This window comes from Marinomonas arctica, assembly GCF_003259225.1.
In the GTDB taxonomy this organism is placed as follows: Bacteria; Pseudomonadota; Gammaproteobacteria; order Pseudomonadales; family Marinomonadaceae; genus Marinomonas; species Marinomonas arctica.
The window spans coordinates 218,716-234,925 of sequence record NZ_QHJF01000001.1; the positions used below are offsets into that span (position 1 = coordinate 218,716).

Genomic DNA, 16,210 nt, shown 5'->3' on the forward strand with positions numbered 1-16,210 from the left:
TGCGTTCTGAAAATGCCCGCTTTCTTTGCTATCTTTTACTAGGGTGATTATTGATTGCATTCGAAGATTCTCTTGGTATAGTCGGCGCAAATAATGATCAACCCCGACTATTTATGACGTTTTTATTAAAAATACGCTCAGCTCAATAAGGACACTGCATGTTAAAGCAAACCCTGTTTCCCATCTGGAGCCTGCTCTTCGGTATTGCCATTTTGACCATGGCGAGCGCCTTGCAAAACTCATTGATTGGTATCCGGGCCTCTATCGAATCCTTTAATACCTCGGCAACGGGGTTAATCATGTCGGCTTATTATCTAGGTTTCATTATCGGTTCGTTGTTGGTGCCGAATTGGATCAAGAATGTTGGTCACATCCGTGTGTTTGCAGCCGTTGCCTCTTTGGCATCGATTACCATTTTAATGCAGTCCGTCATTGTCAATCCTTGGTTCTGGATGTTGATGCGAATGTGTACTGGCTTGTGTTATGCCGCGCTCTTTATCGTAACGGAAAGCTGGTTAAACGACATTGCGACCAATAAAACCCGTGGTCGTTTGTTTTCGATTTATATTATTGAGCTATGGGCGAGCCAGACACTTGGACAAGTGTTGCTTAACTTGGCGTCACCAAGCGGCTATGGCTTATTTATTTTATCATCGGTATTAATTTCATTGGCCTTGGTGCCTTTGCTATTAGTACGCACACCGTCTCCGACGATTAGCATCCCTGAAAAACTCAATATTATGGGGTTAATCAAAACCGCGCCCTTGGGGGTGACGGGGGTAACCATTGCAGGGGTGACTTCTGGCGCGTTGCTAGGCTTAGGGGCGCTGTACGCTAAGACGAGCGGCATGAATGTGGGGCAAATATCCCTGTTCATTGGTGCCAGTTATGTTGGGGGTATGCTTCTACAATGGCCTATTGGACGATTATCTGACCGCCAAGATCGACGTGTGACGATTCTTTGGGTGGCCATTGTTGGTGCGATTGCGGCGTTTATTGTGCCACTTGGCAGCACGCTAAACAGCCAAGTCGTCATGATGATCGGGATGTTTTTCATCGGTGCTTTCACTTTTCCCATGTATTCCTTGGCCTCATCGCACATTAACGATCAGCTGCGACCAGAACAAATCTTGTCTGCCAGTAGCGGCATTATCCTATTAAACGGTGTTGGCGGTATGACAGGGCCATTGCTGGCGGCCATATTTATGGATTGGGTTCGTCTTGATGCTTTGTTCTGGTTTGTTGCCGCAATGAACCTGAGTGTTGCACTGGTGGCCTTGTATCGAATCAACTACCAACCTGCTATGAACATCGAAGAGCAAGGGGACCAGATCCCTGTCGCCTTGACCGTATCTTCTGTGGCAACCGCGGAAATGCTTGCCGAAGCCGATTCTTCATCGAACCATGAAGAGAAAAGCCACGAAGTGGAAATCAAACTGTAAGCACCTTGATGCTTCTATCACACACAACGCTTGTTCAATTAGGACAAGGGTTGTGTGGCTATTTTTAATGCGATACTCCAAATTAAAATCGCATTAACGCGGTTAAACCAGCGCCAGAATGACGCTTTCTCGAGCCACTTAGCGCAAAGCTTGCCAACAAAGGCCAGAGATAGAAACCACAATACGGACGCCACTACCCCACCCAATACGAACGCCCATTTTTCCCCTTGCCATTGATTTGCCAAGCTGCCCATTAAGATCATGGTGTCTAAATAAAAATGCGGATTCAGCCAAGTCACCGCAAAGCCCATCATCGCCAAGGGCCACAATGCCAGTCGCTGGCTGTATTGCGCTAAAATCAACTGTTCCTCTTGGAAAGAAGCACGCCATTTCCCCAAAGCAAACCACACCAAAAAAGCCACACCAGCCCAACGAGACAGCGTTAAAAGCCAATCGTGGCTTTGTAGAATCAGACCCAAGCCAAACGCCCCCAGCGCAATGGAAATGGCGTCACTTACGATAAACAACAGCGCAATCGGAAACGCATAATGCCGCTTCAATGCTTGCTCTAATAAAAAACTATTCTGCGCGCCTACCGCGACGATCAAGCCGCCACCGGTAATGGCCCCACTCAAAAATGCCAACATCACGTTATCCTATTGCCTGTAATCTCGATAGCGCTTGATATTACGGAAGACAAACACTAAATTAAAATTAATTAAACTTAAATTATATTAGTAAAATTAATGTTAGATTATAAAGCACTCACCAGCCTTCACGCTGTACTCAAGTTTCAAAGTTTTGATAAAGCCGCTGAATACCTTCACCTTACACAGTCCGCGGTGTCTCAGAACATCAAACGTTTGGAGCAAGAATGCGGACGGCCACTGTTGATTCGTGCCAGACCAGTGGTTGCTACGCCGCTTGGCGAACAGCTACTGGCGCATTTCAACAAAGTCACCATGCTCGAAGAAGGCTTGCAAGAAGCCATTCAAGGTCAACAGGCCACACAACCTATCAATATCGCGGTAAACAACGATGTGCTCGCAACCTGGTTTACAGACGTTGTCTACCAATTCTCAGCGTCAGACAACACCAAACTGCACATCAAAGCCGCCGACCAAGCTAAAACTCGTGCCCTCTTACAAACCGGCGAAGTCGTTGCCTGTGTCAGTCAAATCGGCACACCAGTCGCAGGTGGGGATTCTATTTTTCTTGGCAATATGTATTATGAGCTGGTCGCCACACCCAGCTTTATTGAAGAGCATTTAAAAGGTGATCTTAGCGCGGCAGCGGTCCTAAAATCTCCCTCTTTGATTTACGACGAACACGATGAACTCTGGGCTCGATATCAAAACGAATGTTTAGACGTGGCAACGGACATTAGCCACAGCCATTGGTATCCTTCTTCCCATGGCTTTGTTGAATTGGTTATGAGTGGCACAGTCTGTGCTTTAGTACCTAGTATTCAAATTAAACAGAAAATAAAAAGCAAGAAACTGATATCCTTGCTGCCAAACAAGCGACTGGCCTTGCCACTTTACTGGCATTGGTACAAACTTAATTCACCTGTATTAGATCGGTTAACCAAGGTGATACGAACTGTCACGCGAGATGCTCTATAATGCAGGAATGCAGGCATCTATCGAAACAGGCTGGCATGCACTACTGTTGAACAGCCATTTTTTGGGCCGCCATTTTACAACAACATTTTAAGGAAAAACTATGATTCGCAAATGTCTATTCCCTGTCGCTGGCTATGGCACACGCTTTTTGCCTGCCACCAAATCCATGCCAAAAGAAATGCTTCCGATTGTGAACAAACCCTTGGTGCAATATGGCGTTGAAGAAGCCGTCAAAGCAGGTTTGGACAACGTTACTTTTGTGACAGGTCGTGGTAAACGCGCCATTGCAGACCATTTCGACATCAGCTATGAACTTGAGCACCAAATCGCAGGCACCAGCAAAGAAAAATACCTCGATGAAATTCGTTACCTAATCGATAACGTTAACTTCTCTTTTACTCGTCAAAACAACATGTTAGGTCTAGGCCATGCCATCCTTACCGGCGAACCACTGATCGGTGACGAAGCCTTTGGCGTTGTGTTAGCAGACGACCTTTGTTTCGGCGAAGACGATGGCGTCATGGCACAAATGGTTAAACTTTATAACCAATTCCGTTGCACCATCGTTGCCATCGAAGAAGTACCAGAAGACGAAGTACACAAGTACGGTGTGATTAAAGGCGAATCCATGATGGAAGGCTTGTATCGTGTTACCGACATGGTGGAAAAACCGTCCAAAGAAGAAGCGCCATCGAACCTAGCGATCATTGGTCGTTACATCCTTACTCCGGATATATTTGACAAAATTCGTAACACACCACCAGGTCGTAACGGTGAAGTGCAAATTACCGACGCTATTTTGCAACAAGCAAAAGAAGGCTGCGTATTGGCTTATAAATTCAAAGGCAAACGCTTTGACTGTGGTAGCGTAGATGGCTTCGTAGAAGCGACCAACTTTTGCTACCAAAATATCTACAAAGACCCGACTGCTGAGTAATATTACTCACAATCGAATTTGCACCAAAATAAAGCAGAAATAAAAAAACCAGTGTTGTCGGGCTAAAGCCACGACCTACAAAATCAAACTGTAGGTCGTGTATTTATGCCAACAAAAAACTCATCAAACCAAAACCCTAAGCCGCTGAGCGTTTTTTCACCCACATCACAATGCCTTTTTGCAGCAAGATAAAGAACAGTAACAAACCACCCACCGCCAATTTTGTCCACCAGCTGTTTAGCGAACCATCAAAGGTAATTAACGTCTGAATAATGCCTTGAATCATGCCGCCTAAAAACGTACCAAACACATAACCCACGCCACCCGTTAACAAGGTTCCACCAATCACCACCGCCGCGATAGCATCCAGCTCCACCCCAACCGCCGCTAACGGGTACGCAGAACCGGTGTAAATCGCAAAGATCACCCCAGACATAGCACTGTAAAAACCACTTAGGGCGTAGATCTTAATAACGGTCTTTTTCACCGGCACGCCCAACAAGGCCGCCGAATGACTGTCTCCGCCCAAGGCATAGACACTCATTCCAAAACGCGTGCGACGGGCAATGAGGATCCCTATGATCAACAACACCAACATGGCCATAGCGATAAAAGTCAGTCCCCCCCGCCCTGGCAAAGGCAAATAGACGTCCGACAAACCCGTAATAAACGGATGACTGATAGGCACCGCATCTAGGTTAATCAGATACGCCAAACCACGAAATAAAAACATCCCCGCCAAGGTCACGATAAAGGCTTGAATCTCGAAAAACGCAATGATGATCCCCATCAGCGTACCAAACGCCACACCAACCAATAATGCGATAGCGATGGCAAACAAAGGATGTATGCCAGCCGTGGAAATAAGATACGCCATCAATACGCCCACAAACGCAATCATTGAGCCCACGGACAAATCTATGCCACCAGAGAGAATGACAAAGGTCATGCCAATGGCGGTAATGATCAAAAACGCGTTATCCGTCAGCAAATTGGAAAACACCAAGGTGTCACGAAAGCCCTTGTATTCATACACGCCATAACCATACAACAGAATGAACACCAGTAAAGTCGCTAAAATAGGCAAATTACGTTCATTGATCATGGTGTGGTACTCCCTTTAACAGCCTTCTGTTTTTTCAGGAAAAAACCAGAAACCCATTGCCGCGTTTTCGGTGACTGAATCAGCAACACCGCCAAAATAATGGTCGCTTTTACCACCAAATTGTATTGCGCTGGCAAGCCACTGGTCAGAATAGCGGTGGTTAGGGTTTGAATAATCAACACACCGACAATCGTCAATAATAAATAAATACGCCCGCCCGCTAACGAAGCACCAGCCAACACCACCGCCAAAATCGCATCCAGCTCCAACCACAGACCGGCGTTATTGGCGTCTGCCCCACGAATATCAGCCGCCAGAATAATGCCACTCAAGGCCGCACACAGACCAGAAAACACATACGCCGACATCACGAGCAAGCGCGCCTCAATTCCCACCAAACGACTGGCTCTGACATTCGCCCCAACCGCTTCAATAAACAAACCCAGCGCAGTTTTTCGCATCACCACCAAGGTCAGAATAATCATACCAATGGCAATCCACACCCGAATTGGAAACGCCAAAAAGTAGCCATTACCAATCGCGTCCAACACCTCGGAATGGAAGGTAACGATTTGCCCTTCGGTAATCATCTGTGCAATACCACGACCCGCCACCATCAAAATTAACGTGGCAACAATGGGCTGAATGGAAAACACCGACACCAAAATACCATTCCACAATCCACACAACATGCCAACACCTAAGGCACACATAATCACCAGCCAAACAGGCCAATCGGTATTCACCGTCAACACCGCCGTCACCGCGCCAGAAATCGCGATCACCGCCCCAACGGAAAGATCAATACCACGCGTACCAATGACCACCGCCATACCTAAGGCCACCAATGCCGTGGGCGTACCGCGATGCAAAATATCCACCAGACTGCCAAACAAATGACCATCCACAACCTGAATGCTCAGAAAACCCGGTGTGACCGACGCCGTGATCAAAATAATCAGCACCAGCGACAATAAGGGCGCGAGCGTTTTTTGATGCTTATGCAGAAAATGATTCTTTTTCATAGGAACAACTACTTTGAATACTTGCTAATAAAGAGATTGATTGAGACGCAAATAGAACCAGCCAACAAGACGCGTTCAACGACATATTAACTGGCGATTTGGCGCAATATGGCTTGTTCAGAGACATCCTCGCCGTGAAGTTCAGCTATTTTCTGGTGGTCTTTCATCACCACCACACGATGAGCAAACAACACCAATTCTTCCAGTTCGGAAGACGCCACCAGCAACCCCATGCCCTGTTCACACAGCTCTTTGATGATGTGAATAATCTCGTGATGGGCGCCAATATCAATGCCGCGAGTGGGTTCATCTAAAATCAACAACGCAGGATGCGTAATCAACCAACGGGCCAGAATCACTTTTTGCTGATTACCGCCACTTAACTCACCAATAGGCTTATCCATATCCGATGTCTTGATCGCCAAACGCTGGATCATGTCTTCAACCAAATGTTGCTGCTCCGCCATAGAAATGGGCGACCACCAACCTCTGCTCGCTTGCAAAGCCAAAATCATGTTTTCTCGGACACTCAATTCCGCCACGATACCGTCTTGCTTACGATCTTCAGGGCAATAGCCCATGCCCACTTGAATCGCCCGACGTAAAGACGATTTTGTCAGCGAATGTTTACCCAGTGTCACATCGCCTTGATCGGCCTTCACCGAGCCGTACGCCAATTCACACAACTCGGTACGACCAGAACCTAACAAGCCCGCCACACCGACAATTTCCCCAGCCGCAATACGCAAATCCAACGGCTGCAGGTAACGCTGTTTGCCGACATTATTAAGCTGTAATAAATCAGCACGCTCTCGTTGAATCGAATGATCATGGGCCGTTGGCGTAAGATCTTCTAGAGATTTCCCCACCATGTGACTGACCAACTCGGAACGCGTCAGCTCAGCCGTTTGGAACGTACCAACACACTCGCCATTGCGTAACACAGTAATGCTATCGGTAATGCTGTACACCTGATCCAAGAAATGCGTGACAAAGATAATCCCCAACCCTTCCGCTTTTAGACGCCTCATCAGAGCAAACAACTGCTGGATTTCATCGCTGTCTAAACTGGCGGTTGGTTCATCTAAAATCAGCATTTTGGCTTGCGTACTTAACGCCCGCGCAATCGCCACCAACTGCTGAATAGCAATCGAATACGTATCCAGCTGGCGCAATGGGTCTATATCCAAACCCACTTGAGCTAATAATTCTCTGGCACGGATTTCAGCTTTTTTCCAGCTAATCAGACCAAAGGTTTTTTCTTGATGTTGTAAGGTCAGGTTTTCCATCACCGACATGGTCGGAATCAAGTTCACCTCTTGATAAACCGTACTGATCCCCAAACGCTGAGCATGGCCACTGTCTGACGCACTCATCAAACGGCCATCTAAGACAATCTCGCCGCTGTCACGTGGATAAACCCCTGTCAGCACCTTGATCAGCGTCGATTTACCTGCGCCGTTCTCACCCAGTAACGCTCGAATCTCACCCGATTGAACCTGCAAAGACACGCCATTAAGGGCTTGAACGCCAGTAAACGATTTGGATAAATGATTGATTTCGAGTAAAGGACGAGGGGCACCTTGTGCCTCTTCCACTACCGACGTTGCCTTGATTAAATATGACATGATCCGCGGTCTCCGTTTTCGCTAACATAAATCAACAAAAGCACAACGTACCTAGGCCTATGCCAACAAGTCGTCAAATTTCAACGAGTTAGCAGATTTTAGTACCTAGGTACGTCACGATATTATTTACGCTTCGCGTATTCCGCCGCCGCTGTGTCTGGAAGGTAAAGTGGGCCGTTTGCCTTGATCCACTTGTCTACGGATTCGCCTTTCTGAGACGCTAGAATCGCATCAAAAGCAGGACCACCAAGATGAGGGTTTAACTCAATAGTCGCATTGGCCTCACCATCGGCCATGGCTTTAAAGATATCTGGCACCGCATCGATAGACACAACAATAATGTCTTTACTTGGCTTGATACCCGCTTCTTTCATCGCCAAAATTGCACCCAATGCCATGTCGTCATTGTGAGCAAACAGGGCACAAATATTCTTCGCACCGCCTTCGGCTTTCAAGAAACTTTCCATGACTTCTTTACCGCCAGCGCGAGTAAAGTTGCCAGATTGAGAACGAATAATGGTCATATTCGGGAAGTTACTGATCACAGAGTCAAACCCTGTTTTACGATCAATCGCCGCAGACGATCCCACCGAACCTTGCAGCTCAACAATATTACAACGACCATTGGTCTGTGCTGCCAACCAAGAAGCCGCCAGCGCGCCCTCTTCTTTAAAGTCAGACGCCACTTTGGTTAGGTACAAACTTGGATCTGCCGCCACACCACGGTCGATCAACACAACCGGAATGTTAGCCCGTTGTGCTTCTTTTAACACTTGATCCCAGCCCGTTTCCACCACAGGCGCCAGCAAAATACCATCAACACCCTGTGCGATAAAAGAACGCACCGCCTTGATTTGGTTTTCTTGCTTTTGTTGCGCATCAGAGAATTTCAGATCGTAACCACGGCGTTCGGCTTCCGCTTTAATCGACTCCGTTTCAGACGTTCGCCAACCACTTTCCGAACCAATTTGCGAAAAACCGACGGTTAAATCTGCTGCCAGCGCCGACGCGGACAACACAGGAAGCAACACAGAGAAGGTCGTCACCACCGCTTTACGTTTAAACGCACTAAGCCAAGGTAACGGATGACGAGTAGAAAGAGATTGCATACTAGATTCCTTTTATTTTTGTTGTGATCAGTACTGAGAACAACCCAGCGGAGACACCAACCAAGCCATACTCTGCCATTGAGAATATAACTCACTTCCTGCGCTTTCAAATGCAAGTTACAGCAAACTGCATATCAATATTGATATGCCAAAAGGTAACAAGATGCTTTTTTTACTCCTCCTACTCGTAAGCCTTACGCCAAATACAGCTGACTTAACCAAATACTGACTGGCACAGTCACCACAGAAAGCAAGGTTTGCATAGTGATATAAGCCGCCATTCTATCGGCATCGCCCCCCAACTGACGAGCAAGCGCATACGCCGACGTCGCCGTGGGCACCACACCAAACAACACCGCCACCAAAGCCGGCAACCCTCGCACTTCCAACCACCAGCACATCAGGCCGATCACCAGAGGAAACACCACAAACCGCGCCACCGACGACATCACAAACGTCATCCCAACAGACCGAATGGTCTCAAAACGCACACTCGCCCCCACCGCCAACAATACCAATGGCAACGCCGCCTGAGACACCATCCCCACCACATCCGATAGCAAAATAATGGGCGTTAAGCCAAGCAAATTCAGACCACTACCCAACACGATAGAGACGATCAACGGATTGCGAATCAAAGCACCACTTAACAAACGTGGTAAGGAGGTTGACGACGAACGATCTGCTGAAGACGGCCCATGCATTAACGTCATGGACACCACCAAAAACACATTGATAGAAGGAATCAACACCGATGCCCCCAACGCCGCCAACACCAACCCTTCGTTGCCATACACACTGCCAGCCAATGCCAACATCACAAACGTGTTAAAACGCACCCCCGCTTGCAGCATAGACGACGCCGTCGGCGCCACCACCTTCATCAACCAAGTGCTGACAAACACAAATACCGCGGTCACCAACAACGCAAACAACAAAATAAAAGCGTACTTAGGCAACAAAGGATTAGAAAAGTCTATCTGCGAGGTTTTATGAAACAACAAAGCCGGAAACAGCACCCAATAGGACAACTTATCAACGCCCTGCCAAAACCCCTCCATAGGAAAACGCCAACGCTGACACACGGCCCCCGCCACCAACAACAAAAAGACCGGAAGAACCGAAAGAGAAAGAGAAAACACACACACCCCTTTAAATCGTCAAACAAGACGATCACCAGATAAACGCCATTATTACACCGGCAAAAGCTGCCAATCCTGTATCGCCAAACGCTCAACAAACCACGACAAACCTCGCCCAGGTTCGTCTTTTCGCCACGCCAAATACGCCATCTGATTGGGCCTTGGTAACTCACATTGACGTAACACCAAACGCCCAGAATTCAGTTCATCGATAATACGATGTTTCGGCAAATACCCCACACCCAAGCCCAAGCATTGCGCCTGAATTTTACTGCGCATAGTATCGACCCTAAGCACCTGACGACTCTCAAAAACCCCACTACTACGCGCTGGCAAAATTTTTGAACTGTCCGCCACCACAATCGCCGGATATTGGCGCAACTGCGCTGCTGTAATCGGCCCGTCGGTCAGAGCCAACGGATGCGTGGGCGACACGGCAAACACAAACTCGATCTCACCAATGGCACGAATATGCACATTACCTTTTGGCAACTCCCCTGTCGCCCCAATCACCAAATCGACCCGATCGTCTTGCAACGCATCCCAACCACCACCAACCGCCTCTTCTGACAACGTCAGCTCAACAGGCCGACTCTGCGACAAAAACTCCCCCACCACCGACATCAAAGGCGACTCCAAAAGCACCGTATCACGGGCAATTCTAAGCTTGGGCTCCCAGCCAGACTCAAACTGCTTGATCGAATCTTCTAAACGCATCGCCGCTTCTAAAATCGCGCGACCTTGCTCCAACACCAAATGCCCCGCCGGCGTCAGCACCGCTTTTTGCCGAGATCGGTCAAACAACGCCACCCCCAAATCCTCTTCCAGCTTCTTCACCGTATAAGTCAATGCCGACGGCACCTTGAACAACGCCTCCGCCGCCGCGGCAAAACTGCCCAACTGATGAATCGCCTCCAAAACGCGCAATGCTTCCAACGTGACCGCGTACGCCATAGCCCAACCTTCATTCAAATTTTTTGAAATACTAGCTCAAAACCTTCCAATTTTCTTTCTTTTTACCACCCACTACACTCACTTCATACACCGCACTTCATTAAGACTTGCGAGAAAAAATCAGGAGACAAACAATGATCACACTACGCAACGCAAAAGACCGTGGACACGCCAACTTCGGCTGGCTAAACAGCCACCATACCTTTTCCTTTGGCAACTACTACGACCCACAACACATGGGCTTTTCACACCTACGCGTCATCAACGACGACACCGTCACACCTGGCGCCGGCTTTGAAACGCATGGTCACAGAGACATGGAAATACTCAGCTTAGTACTGGAAGGAACCATCGCCCACAAAGACAGCGCAGGCAACGTAAAAGAACTGCCCGCAGGCGAATACCAACTGATGTCCGCAGGCAAAGGCATTTATCACAGCGAATTTAACGCATCCAAAAACGACATGCTCAAATTCCTACAAATTTGGATACAACCAAACCAACTGGGCGGACAACCCGGCTACCAACAAAAAGAATTTAGCCAAGCACAAGGCTTCACCACCATCATCACACCCGATGGCAAAGATGGCACGCTGCACATAAAACAAAACATGCAACTCATCCAACTGATTCTTGAAGATCAACCAACCGCCACCTGGCAAGCCGACAGCAACCGCCACTACTACGTTCACCTCATCGAAGGCGAACTCTCCCTAGGCAACGGCATCACCATGCACCCAGGCGACGGCGCAAAAATCGAAGACATAACCGAAATCAACTTCGAAAAACTGAGCGAAAAACGCGTCAAAGCCCTACTGTTCGACCTAGTGTAATCAACAACATAAATACTGACCTGCAAGATATTGATCTAACAGATATTTTGTAGGTCGCGGCTTCAGCCCGACAAAAAATCCTTCACCAACCCCTAGATCAACATAAGGGAGGCACGACCGTAATCTGCCACAACGGCCTATAAAACGGAGGGGGGGTTAGATGAATTTTCTCTCAATAAGATGAATAAACGGCACCATACTTTTATGCAAAACGGCAAAGACAACAACTTGATTTTTACCTTCAACATAATAAATAACGTGGCTACCGTAGGGAAAACTGAAAACATTTTCTCGGATCTCCGGCCGACTCTTACCAAGAGAAGGTGATTCGGCAAGCAACCTAATCGTTTGCCTAATCCCAAACAAATACTGTTTAGACTGAGTGATTCCCCAGTTTGCTAACGTAAAACAATGAATTCCAACTAAGTCTGACTTTGCATCAGGTGTTAAATAATAAGTAACAGACATTAATCATAAAGCCCTTCTTCAAGCTCACTGAAAAACGCTTCACCAGCAATCAGATCTCCCTTTGATATATCTTTCATTGCTTGAGCGGCTTTATTTTGCAATAAATGCAATTTTAACGCTTCGATACTCTCATAATCATCAACGGAAATAACAACAGCAACTGGCTTACCATTTTTACTGATTTGAACAGGAGATTTTTGAGCATTTAGTAATAAATCACCAAAATGAGTTTTAGCCTCATTGGCAGAAATAGTATTCATCATCATCTCCAAATAAATCGTTCGATTCATACAATATAATCGAATCATCTAACAACTGCAAAAACCCATTCCCTTTAACATCCAACCACACCGTAGGACAGCGTTAGGGAGGAACGACAGTAATCTTGCCCCAAAACACATCCAGCCATTATCAACCAAACCGTAGGGCAGCATGAGGGAGGCACGACCGTAATCTGCCGAAGCGGCCTATCCATCTCCAACAAATCTACTTGTTCTGATATGTAATTTTTTGCATCTAAAAGTAATTTAAAAAAATTACCAAATCATATTCAAGAAGTAATAAAATTATATTACTATAAAAAATGGACGCAATGAAGGAAACACAATGAAGGGAAGCGAATTCAGACGACAATTAGAAAAACTGGGAGTAGAGATAACACAAGGCACCAATCATCTAAAACTCTACTACAACGGAAATCGATCAATAATGCCAAGACACCCAAGCAAAGAAATAAAAGAAGGCACCAGGCGAGGAATACTAAAACAACTAGGCATTAAATAAAAAGCGGGACGAAAGAGCGCCATCTAACAGAAGAGAGCAAACGATGAAATACCCAATTATATTAGAAGCACAAGAAGAAGGCGGATTCTACGCCTACAGCCCAGATATCCCAGAACTGCATACTCAAGGGGACACGCGAGAAGAAGCGCTAGAAGAAGCGTTGGACGGCTTAGTGACTGCCTTTGAATTTTACTTTGAAGACGAACAAACCGTACCACTGCCATCAAAAATAGCAGGTGATGATTATGTCAACGTACCCGCTAAAACCTGGTCAAAAGTACTGATTCTAAACGCCATGCTTGAGCAAAAAGTAACTCGCAGTGAACTAGCCAGACGAATCGACGTGAAAAAGCAAAATATCAACAAGACACTAGACCTTAACCACGAAACCAAACTCAGCACCCTAGAAAAAGCAGCCAGAGCACTAGGAAAAAGCATGGAGATCTCATTCTCATAAGCTGCCAATCTATATTTAACGATTTAAAACAAGAAATGGGGACTCGCACAAATAAGTCCCCATATACATGCATGACCGTAATCTGCCTCAGCGACCTTTAAACACCCAATCGCCGCCAACCAAACCGTAGGGCAGCATAAGGGAGGCACGACCGTAATCTGCCATAGCGGCCTAGTATAACTCAACCTAAACCCGTCGAATTCCACGGGTTTATCTAAGCGAAAGCCTATTATTTAAGACACCTGCTCGATAGAAAACTTTAAACCCATCGAATTCGATGAGTTTAAAAATTTCTAAGCCGCCTATTCGGCGGCGAACGGCGTCAAAGAAATGCGTGCACTATCGTTGACTTTCTAAGCCGCGTGCTCGGCGGCGAACAACAATCGACAAGGTAAAGCAATCGGTTGACTTTTCTAAGCCGCGTGCTCAGGTCCAACCCAAAGATTATCCTTTACTTGTCTTATTTTACTCATAACGTTGACTGCTCCAGATGAAAGTCATCAATCTCTGTTTGGTCACGCCAAAAGGAGAGCGACCATTTATCATCGTCTATGGTGATGTTGGGGTAACGTAAAGTAACAGGGAAGCCTGAAGGGTATTTATACTCTAACGTCATCTGATTAAGAGGTGTAGTTCATTCCCTTGTCGGTTTGTTCATTCATGTTGTTGTCGCTATGCTTAATGGTCATCAATCCTTTTATGATCAAATCGGCATAAAGTAGCCAGCTAGACTCTCCAATAGCTGGCTACTTATATTAATCAACACACAATTAGCCTAGTGCCAGTCGCACCGCTCGCCCGTCCACTCGTGGACTTCTTTTGGCCACTTTTCTTTGAAAGGAGTTAATAAAGCAATTTTGTTTGGCTTAAACAATAAAGTAATAGGCCAAGCAATAATTAAGAGAAAAATAGCCCTAAGGTATCCAACTTCTCGAGCCATTTCAGTATTAAAACCGGGAACTCGCGGCTCTTTACTCATTTCAACATAAAGAGGCTCCTCCCCCGTCATATAACGACGTACGTACTCCCAATAAGCATACAAAGGAATGTGGTAGTTCATATTGTGCATCATATTCAGAGGGACATGTTTTTGCCCTGTCAGGTCTTGATTCACTGCATGTTTGGGGTTGAGCCAGAGGTTAAGCTGATAGCCATCTTGTGAGCCTCGGTAGCCTTCGTTTTGCTTCGCCACACAGATGGATATTTCACATTCGTCCCAAGGAATTCGATAAAGGACTTTTTTGTGCCACACATAGACTTCTTGGTTTTGTTTATGAAAGCGCACTGGTGTGGCCAAAGGACGAAACAAGGTGCCAAAAGACAGGACAAAAAATAGACCATAGCCACCATTAGTTAAGACCTGGCGAAAGAGTTCGTTTTGCATATGCGACAGAGCAAAAGAATCAAACGCCCACCAAATAAGGAGACACACAAGGCCCATGTAAAAGAAACCGTCGCGATTGGTCACCGAGTTAACACGCATGTCCACATACCCTTCATGACCGCCTGCGGATGAGCCTTCAAATACCTCCCCTAACTCTTCTGTTTCCTTGCTTGTAAAAACAAGGGGTGGTTTTATATTATCCGGTTGTAAAGGGTCGTGAATCAAGGATAGTCCATTAGGGTAGTGTTTTATTGCGTAATCAGTTTTTTTAAATTGTGGCGTGACGCCAAAATGTTCAGGCCCAACCCAAAGATTCTCTTCTACTTGGCGTATTTTACTCATAACACTGACTGCTCCAGATGAAAGTCATCAATCTCTGTTTGGTCACGCCAAAAAGGAAAGCGACCATTTATCGTCGTCTATGGTGATGTTGGGGTAACGTAAAGTCACAGGGAAGCCTGAAGGGTATTTATACTCTAACGTCATCTGATAAGAGGTGTAATTCATTCCTTTGGCGGTTTGTTCATTCGTGTCGTTGTCGTGACCAGTAAACGCATTATGACGACTCATTTGCCCTGTTTTCTTGATTTTATGCGTATCCAACGTGGCTTCATCCACTTCAAAGGTCAGTAACCCTGTGCGGTCATCGCTCATGCTAAACGCACCTTTTAAGTTATTCATCTGCCAGCGGTTATCTCTACTTTGGGAGGCCAACTCTACGCTCGTGCCACCACGGCGCCCTGTGATAGAGAACAGCACATCGCTTTTCCATTGGATAAACCCAGGCAAATACACCTGAATAATAAACTTGCTCAATCCCTTATCACTTTTATGATCAAATCGGCATAAAGTAGTCAGCTAGAATCAATTTTTGCTGGCTACTTATATTAATCAACACACAATTAGCCTAGTGCCAGTCGCACCGCTCGCCCGTCCATTCGTGGACTTCTTTTGGCCATTTTGCTTTGAAGGGAGTAAGTAGTGCCATAAAATTTGGTCTAACTAATAGCATGATAGGAATAGCCGGAATAAAAATAAGGATCCCTCTGAGATACCCTTTTTCAGCCGCTACTTTCTTATTAAACCCTGGAGTTCGTGCTTCTTTACTCATTTCAACATAAAGAGGCTCCTCGCCCGTCATATACCGACGTACGTATTCCCAGTAAGCGTACAAAGGAATATGGTAGTTCATATTGTGCATCATATTTAGAGAGACATGTTTTTGCCCTGTCAGGTCTTGATTCACTGCATGTTTGGGGTTGAGCCAGAGGTTAAGCTGATAGCCGTCTTGTGAGCCTCGGTAGCCTTCGTTTTGCTT

17 protein-coding genes and 1 pseudogene are annotated in these 16,210 nt (G+C 46.4%); 6 read left to right on the forward strand and 12 right to left on the reverse strand.

The window, feature by feature from the left end:
* Positions 1 to 158 precede the first annotated feature (158 nt).
* Positions 159 to 1,442, forward strand: coding sequence for an MFS transporter (locus tag DK187_RS01060; RefSeq protein WP_111605469.1), 1,284 nt, complete (start codon positions 159 to 161; stop codon positions 1,440 to 1,442).
* A 38-nt stretch (positions 1,443 to 1,480) separates the two neighbouring features.
* Here DK187_RS01060 and DK187_RS01065 read toward each other — a convergent pair whose 3' ends face one another.
* Positions 1,481 to 2,089 carry a LysE/ArgO family amino acid transporter gene (locus tag DK187_RS01065; protein ID WP_111605470.1) on the reverse strand — a complete coding sequence of 203 codons (609 nt, stop codon included), beginning with the start codon at positions 2,087 to 2,089 and terminating at the stop codon, positions 1,481 to 1,483.
* Positions 2,090 to 2,188: 99 nt separating this feature from the next.
* On the opposite strand from DK187_RS01065, the gene DK187_RS01070 reads away from it, so the two are divergent.
* Both DK187_RS01070 and galU read left to right on the forward strand, forming a co-directional pair.
* Positions 2,189 to 3,067 (forward strand): ArgP/LysG family DNA-binding transcriptional regulator, encoded by an 879-nt coding sequence (locus tag DK187_RS01070; RefSeq protein WP_111605471.1) that lies wholly within the window; start codon positions 2,189 to 2,191, stop codon positions 3,065 to 3,067.
* A gap of 100 nt (positions 3,068 to 3,167) precedes the next feature.
* On the forward strand, positions 3,168 to 4,004 hold the full coding sequence (gene galU / locus DK187_RS01075; protein WP_111605472.1) for a UTP--glucose-1-phosphate uridylyltransferase GalU: 837 nt from the start codon (positions 3,168 to 3,170) through the stop codon (positions 4,002 to 4,004).
* Between the two features lie 136 nt (positions 4,005 to 4,140).
* On the opposite strand, the gene yjfF is transcribed toward galU, so the two are convergent.
* From yjfF to DK187_RS01105, 6 genes are all read right to left on the reverse strand, one after another.
* Complete coding sequence (gene yjfF / locus DK187_RS01080) at positions 4,141 to 5,109, reverse strand: galactofuranose ABC transporter, permease protein YjfF (RefSeq protein WP_111605473.1); 969 nt, start codon at positions 5,107 to 5,109, stop codon at positions 4,141 to 4,143.
* Positions 5,106 to 6,134, reverse strand: a complete 1,029-nt coding sequence (locus tag DK187_RS01085; protein ID WP_111605474.1) for an ABC transporter permease — start codon at positions 6,132 to 6,134, stop codon at positions 5,106 to 5,108. Before DK187_RS01085 ends, yjfF begins: the two co-directional genes overlap by 4 nt.
* A gap of 86 nt (positions 6,135 to 6,220) precedes the next feature.
* Complete coding sequence (locus DK187_RS01090) at positions 6,221 to 7,762, reverse strand: sugar ABC transporter ATP-binding protein (protein ID WP_111605475.1); 1,542 nt, start codon at positions 7,760 to 7,762, stop codon at positions 6,221 to 6,223.
* A gap of 122 nt (positions 7,763 to 7,884) precedes the next feature.
* On the reverse strand, positions 7,885 to 8,871 hold the full coding sequence (locus DK187_RS01095; RefSeq protein ID WP_111605476.1) for an ABC transporter substrate-binding protein: 987 nt from the start codon (positions 8,869 to 8,871) through the stop codon (positions 7,885 to 7,887).
* 194 nt (positions 8,872 to 9,065) lie between these two features.
* Positions 9,066 to 10,013, reverse strand: coding sequence for an AEC family transporter (locus tag DK187_RS01100; RefSeq protein WP_111605477.1), 948 nt, complete (start codon positions 10,011 to 10,013; stop codon positions 9,066 to 9,068).
* A gap of 51 nt (positions 10,014 to 10,064) precedes the next feature.
* Positions 10,065 to 10,967 carry a LysR substrate-binding domain-containing protein gene (locus DK187_RS01105; RefSeq protein ID WP_111605478.1) on the reverse strand — a complete coding sequence of 301 codons (903 nt, stop codon included), beginning with the start codon at positions 10,965 to 10,967 and terminating at the stop codon, positions 10,065 to 10,067.
* A gap of 134 nt (positions 10,968 to 11,101) precedes the next feature.
* Between DK187_RS01105 and DK187_RS01110 the strand changes: the two genes are divergently transcribed.
* Positions 11,102 to 11,800 carry a pirin family protein gene (locus DK187_RS01110; RefSeq protein WP_111605479.1) on the forward strand — a complete coding sequence of 233 codons (699 nt, stop codon included), beginning with the start codon at positions 11,102 to 11,104 and terminating at the stop codon, positions 11,798 to 11,800.
* A gap of 156 nt (positions 11,801 to 11,956) precedes the next feature.
* Here DK187_RS01110 and DK187_RS01115 read toward each other — a convergent pair whose 3' ends face one another.
* A complete protein-coding gene (locus DK187_RS01115; RefSeq protein ID WP_111605480.1) occupies positions 11,957 to 12,268 on the reverse strand; it encodes a type II toxin-antitoxin system RelE/ParE family toxin in 312 nt (103 codons plus the stop codon).
* Positions 12,268 to 12,528, reverse strand: a complete 261-nt coding sequence (locus DK187_RS01120) for a type II toxin-antitoxin system Phd/YefM family antitoxin (RefSeq protein WP_111605481.1) — start codon at positions 12,526 to 12,528, stop codon at positions 12,268 to 12,270. The genes DK187_RS01115 and DK187_RS01120 overlap by 1 nt, the downstream gene beginning before the upstream one ends.
* 346 nt (positions 12,529 to 12,874) lie before the next feature.
* Between DK187_RS01120 and DK187_RS01125 the strand changes: the two genes are divergently transcribed.
* Both DK187_RS01125 and DK187_RS01130 read left to right on the forward strand, forming a co-directional pair.
* Complete coding sequence (locus DK187_RS01125; protein WP_111605482.1) at positions 12,875 to 13,051, forward strand: type II toxin-antitoxin system HicA family toxin; 177 nt, start codon at positions 12,875 to 12,877, stop codon at positions 13,049 to 13,051.
* A 43-nt stretch (positions 13,052 to 13,094) separates the two neighbouring features.
* Complete coding sequence (locus DK187_RS01130; RefSeq protein WP_111605483.1) at positions 13,095 to 13,508, forward strand: type II toxin-antitoxin system HicB family antitoxin; 414 nt, start codon at positions 13,095 to 13,097, stop codon at positions 13,506 to 13,508.
* A 775-nt stretch (positions 13,509 to 14,283) separates the two neighbouring features.
* Here the strand turns inward: DK187_RS01130 and DK187_RS01135 are convergent.
* The 3 genes and pseudogenes from DK187_RS01135 to DK187_RS01145 all read right to left on the reverse strand — a co-directional run.
* Complete coding sequence (locus DK187_RS01135; RefSeq protein ID WP_111605484.1) at positions 14,284 to 15,234, reverse strand: DUF6708 domain-containing protein; 951 nt, start codon at positions 15,232 to 15,234, stop codon at positions 14,284 to 14,286.
* A 42-nt stretch (positions 15,235 to 15,276) separates the two neighbouring features.
* Complete coding sequence (locus DK187_RS01140) at positions 15,277 to 15,708, reverse strand: hypothetical protein (RefSeq protein WP_111605485.1); 432 nt, start codon at positions 15,706 to 15,708, stop codon at positions 15,277 to 15,279.
* Positions 15,709 to 15,799: 91 nt separating this feature from the next.
* A pseudogene (locus DK187_RS01145) lies at positions 15,800 to 16,210 on the reverse strand (hypothetical protein); the annotation flags it as partial.

Coding starts and splice junctions, on each gene's coding strand:
- DK187_RS01060 (WP_111605469.1), top strand. CDS start 159: ATGTTAAAGCAAACCCTGTTTCCCATCTGGAGCCTGCTCTTCGGTATT.
- DK187_RS01065 (WP_111605470.1), bottom strand. CDS start 2,089: ATGTTGGCATTTTTGAGTGGGGCCATTACCGGTGGCGGCTTGATCGTC.
- DK187_RS01070 (WP_111605471.1), top strand. CDS start 2,189: ATGTTAGATTATAAAGCACTCACCAGCCTTCACGCTGTACTCAAGTTT.
- galU (WP_111605472.1), top strand. CDS start 3,168: ATGATTCGCAAATGTCTATTCCCTGTCGCTGGCTATGGCACACGCTTT.
- yjfF (WP_111605473.1), bottom strand. CDS start 5,109: ATGATCAATGAACGTAATTTGCCTATTTTAGCGACTTTACTGGTGTTC.
- DK187_RS01085 (WP_111605474.1), bottom strand. CDS start 6,134: ATGAAAAAGAATCATTTTCTGCATAAGCATCAAAAAACGCTCGCGCCC.
- DK187_RS01090 (WP_111605475.1), bottom strand. CDS start 7,762: ATGTCATATTTAATCAAGGCAACGTCGGTAGTGGAAGAGGCACAAGGT.
- DK187_RS01095 (WP_111605476.1), bottom strand. CDS start 8,871: ATGCAATCTCTTTCTACTCGTCATCCGTTACCTTGGCTTAGTGCGTTT.
- DK187_RS01105 (WP_111605478.1), bottom strand. CDS start 10,967: ATGGCGTACGCGGTCACGTTGGAAGCATTGCGCGTTTTGGAGGCGATT.
- DK187_RS01110 (WP_111605479.1), top strand. CDS start 11,102: ATGATCACACTACGCAACGCAAAAGACCGTGGACACGCCAACTTCGGC.
- DK187_RS01115 (WP_111605480.1), bottom strand. CDS start 12,268: ATGTCTGTTACTTATTATTTAACACCTGATGCAAAGTCAGACTTAGTT.
- DK187_RS01120 (WP_111605481.1), bottom strand. CDS start 12,528: ATGAATACTATTTCTGCCAATGAGGCTAAAACTCATTTTGGTGATTTA.
- DK187_RS01125 (WP_111605482.1), top strand. CDS start 12,875: ATGAAGGGAAGCGAATTCAGACGACAATTAGAAAAACTGGGAGTAGAG.
- DK187_RS01130 (WP_111605483.1), top strand. CDS start 13,095: ATGAAATACCCAATTATATTAGAAGCACAAGAAGAAGGCGGATTCTAC.
- DK187_RS01135 (WP_111605484.1), bottom strand. CDS start 15,234: ATGAGTAAAATACGCCAAGTAGAAGAGAATCTTTGGGTTGGGCCTGAA.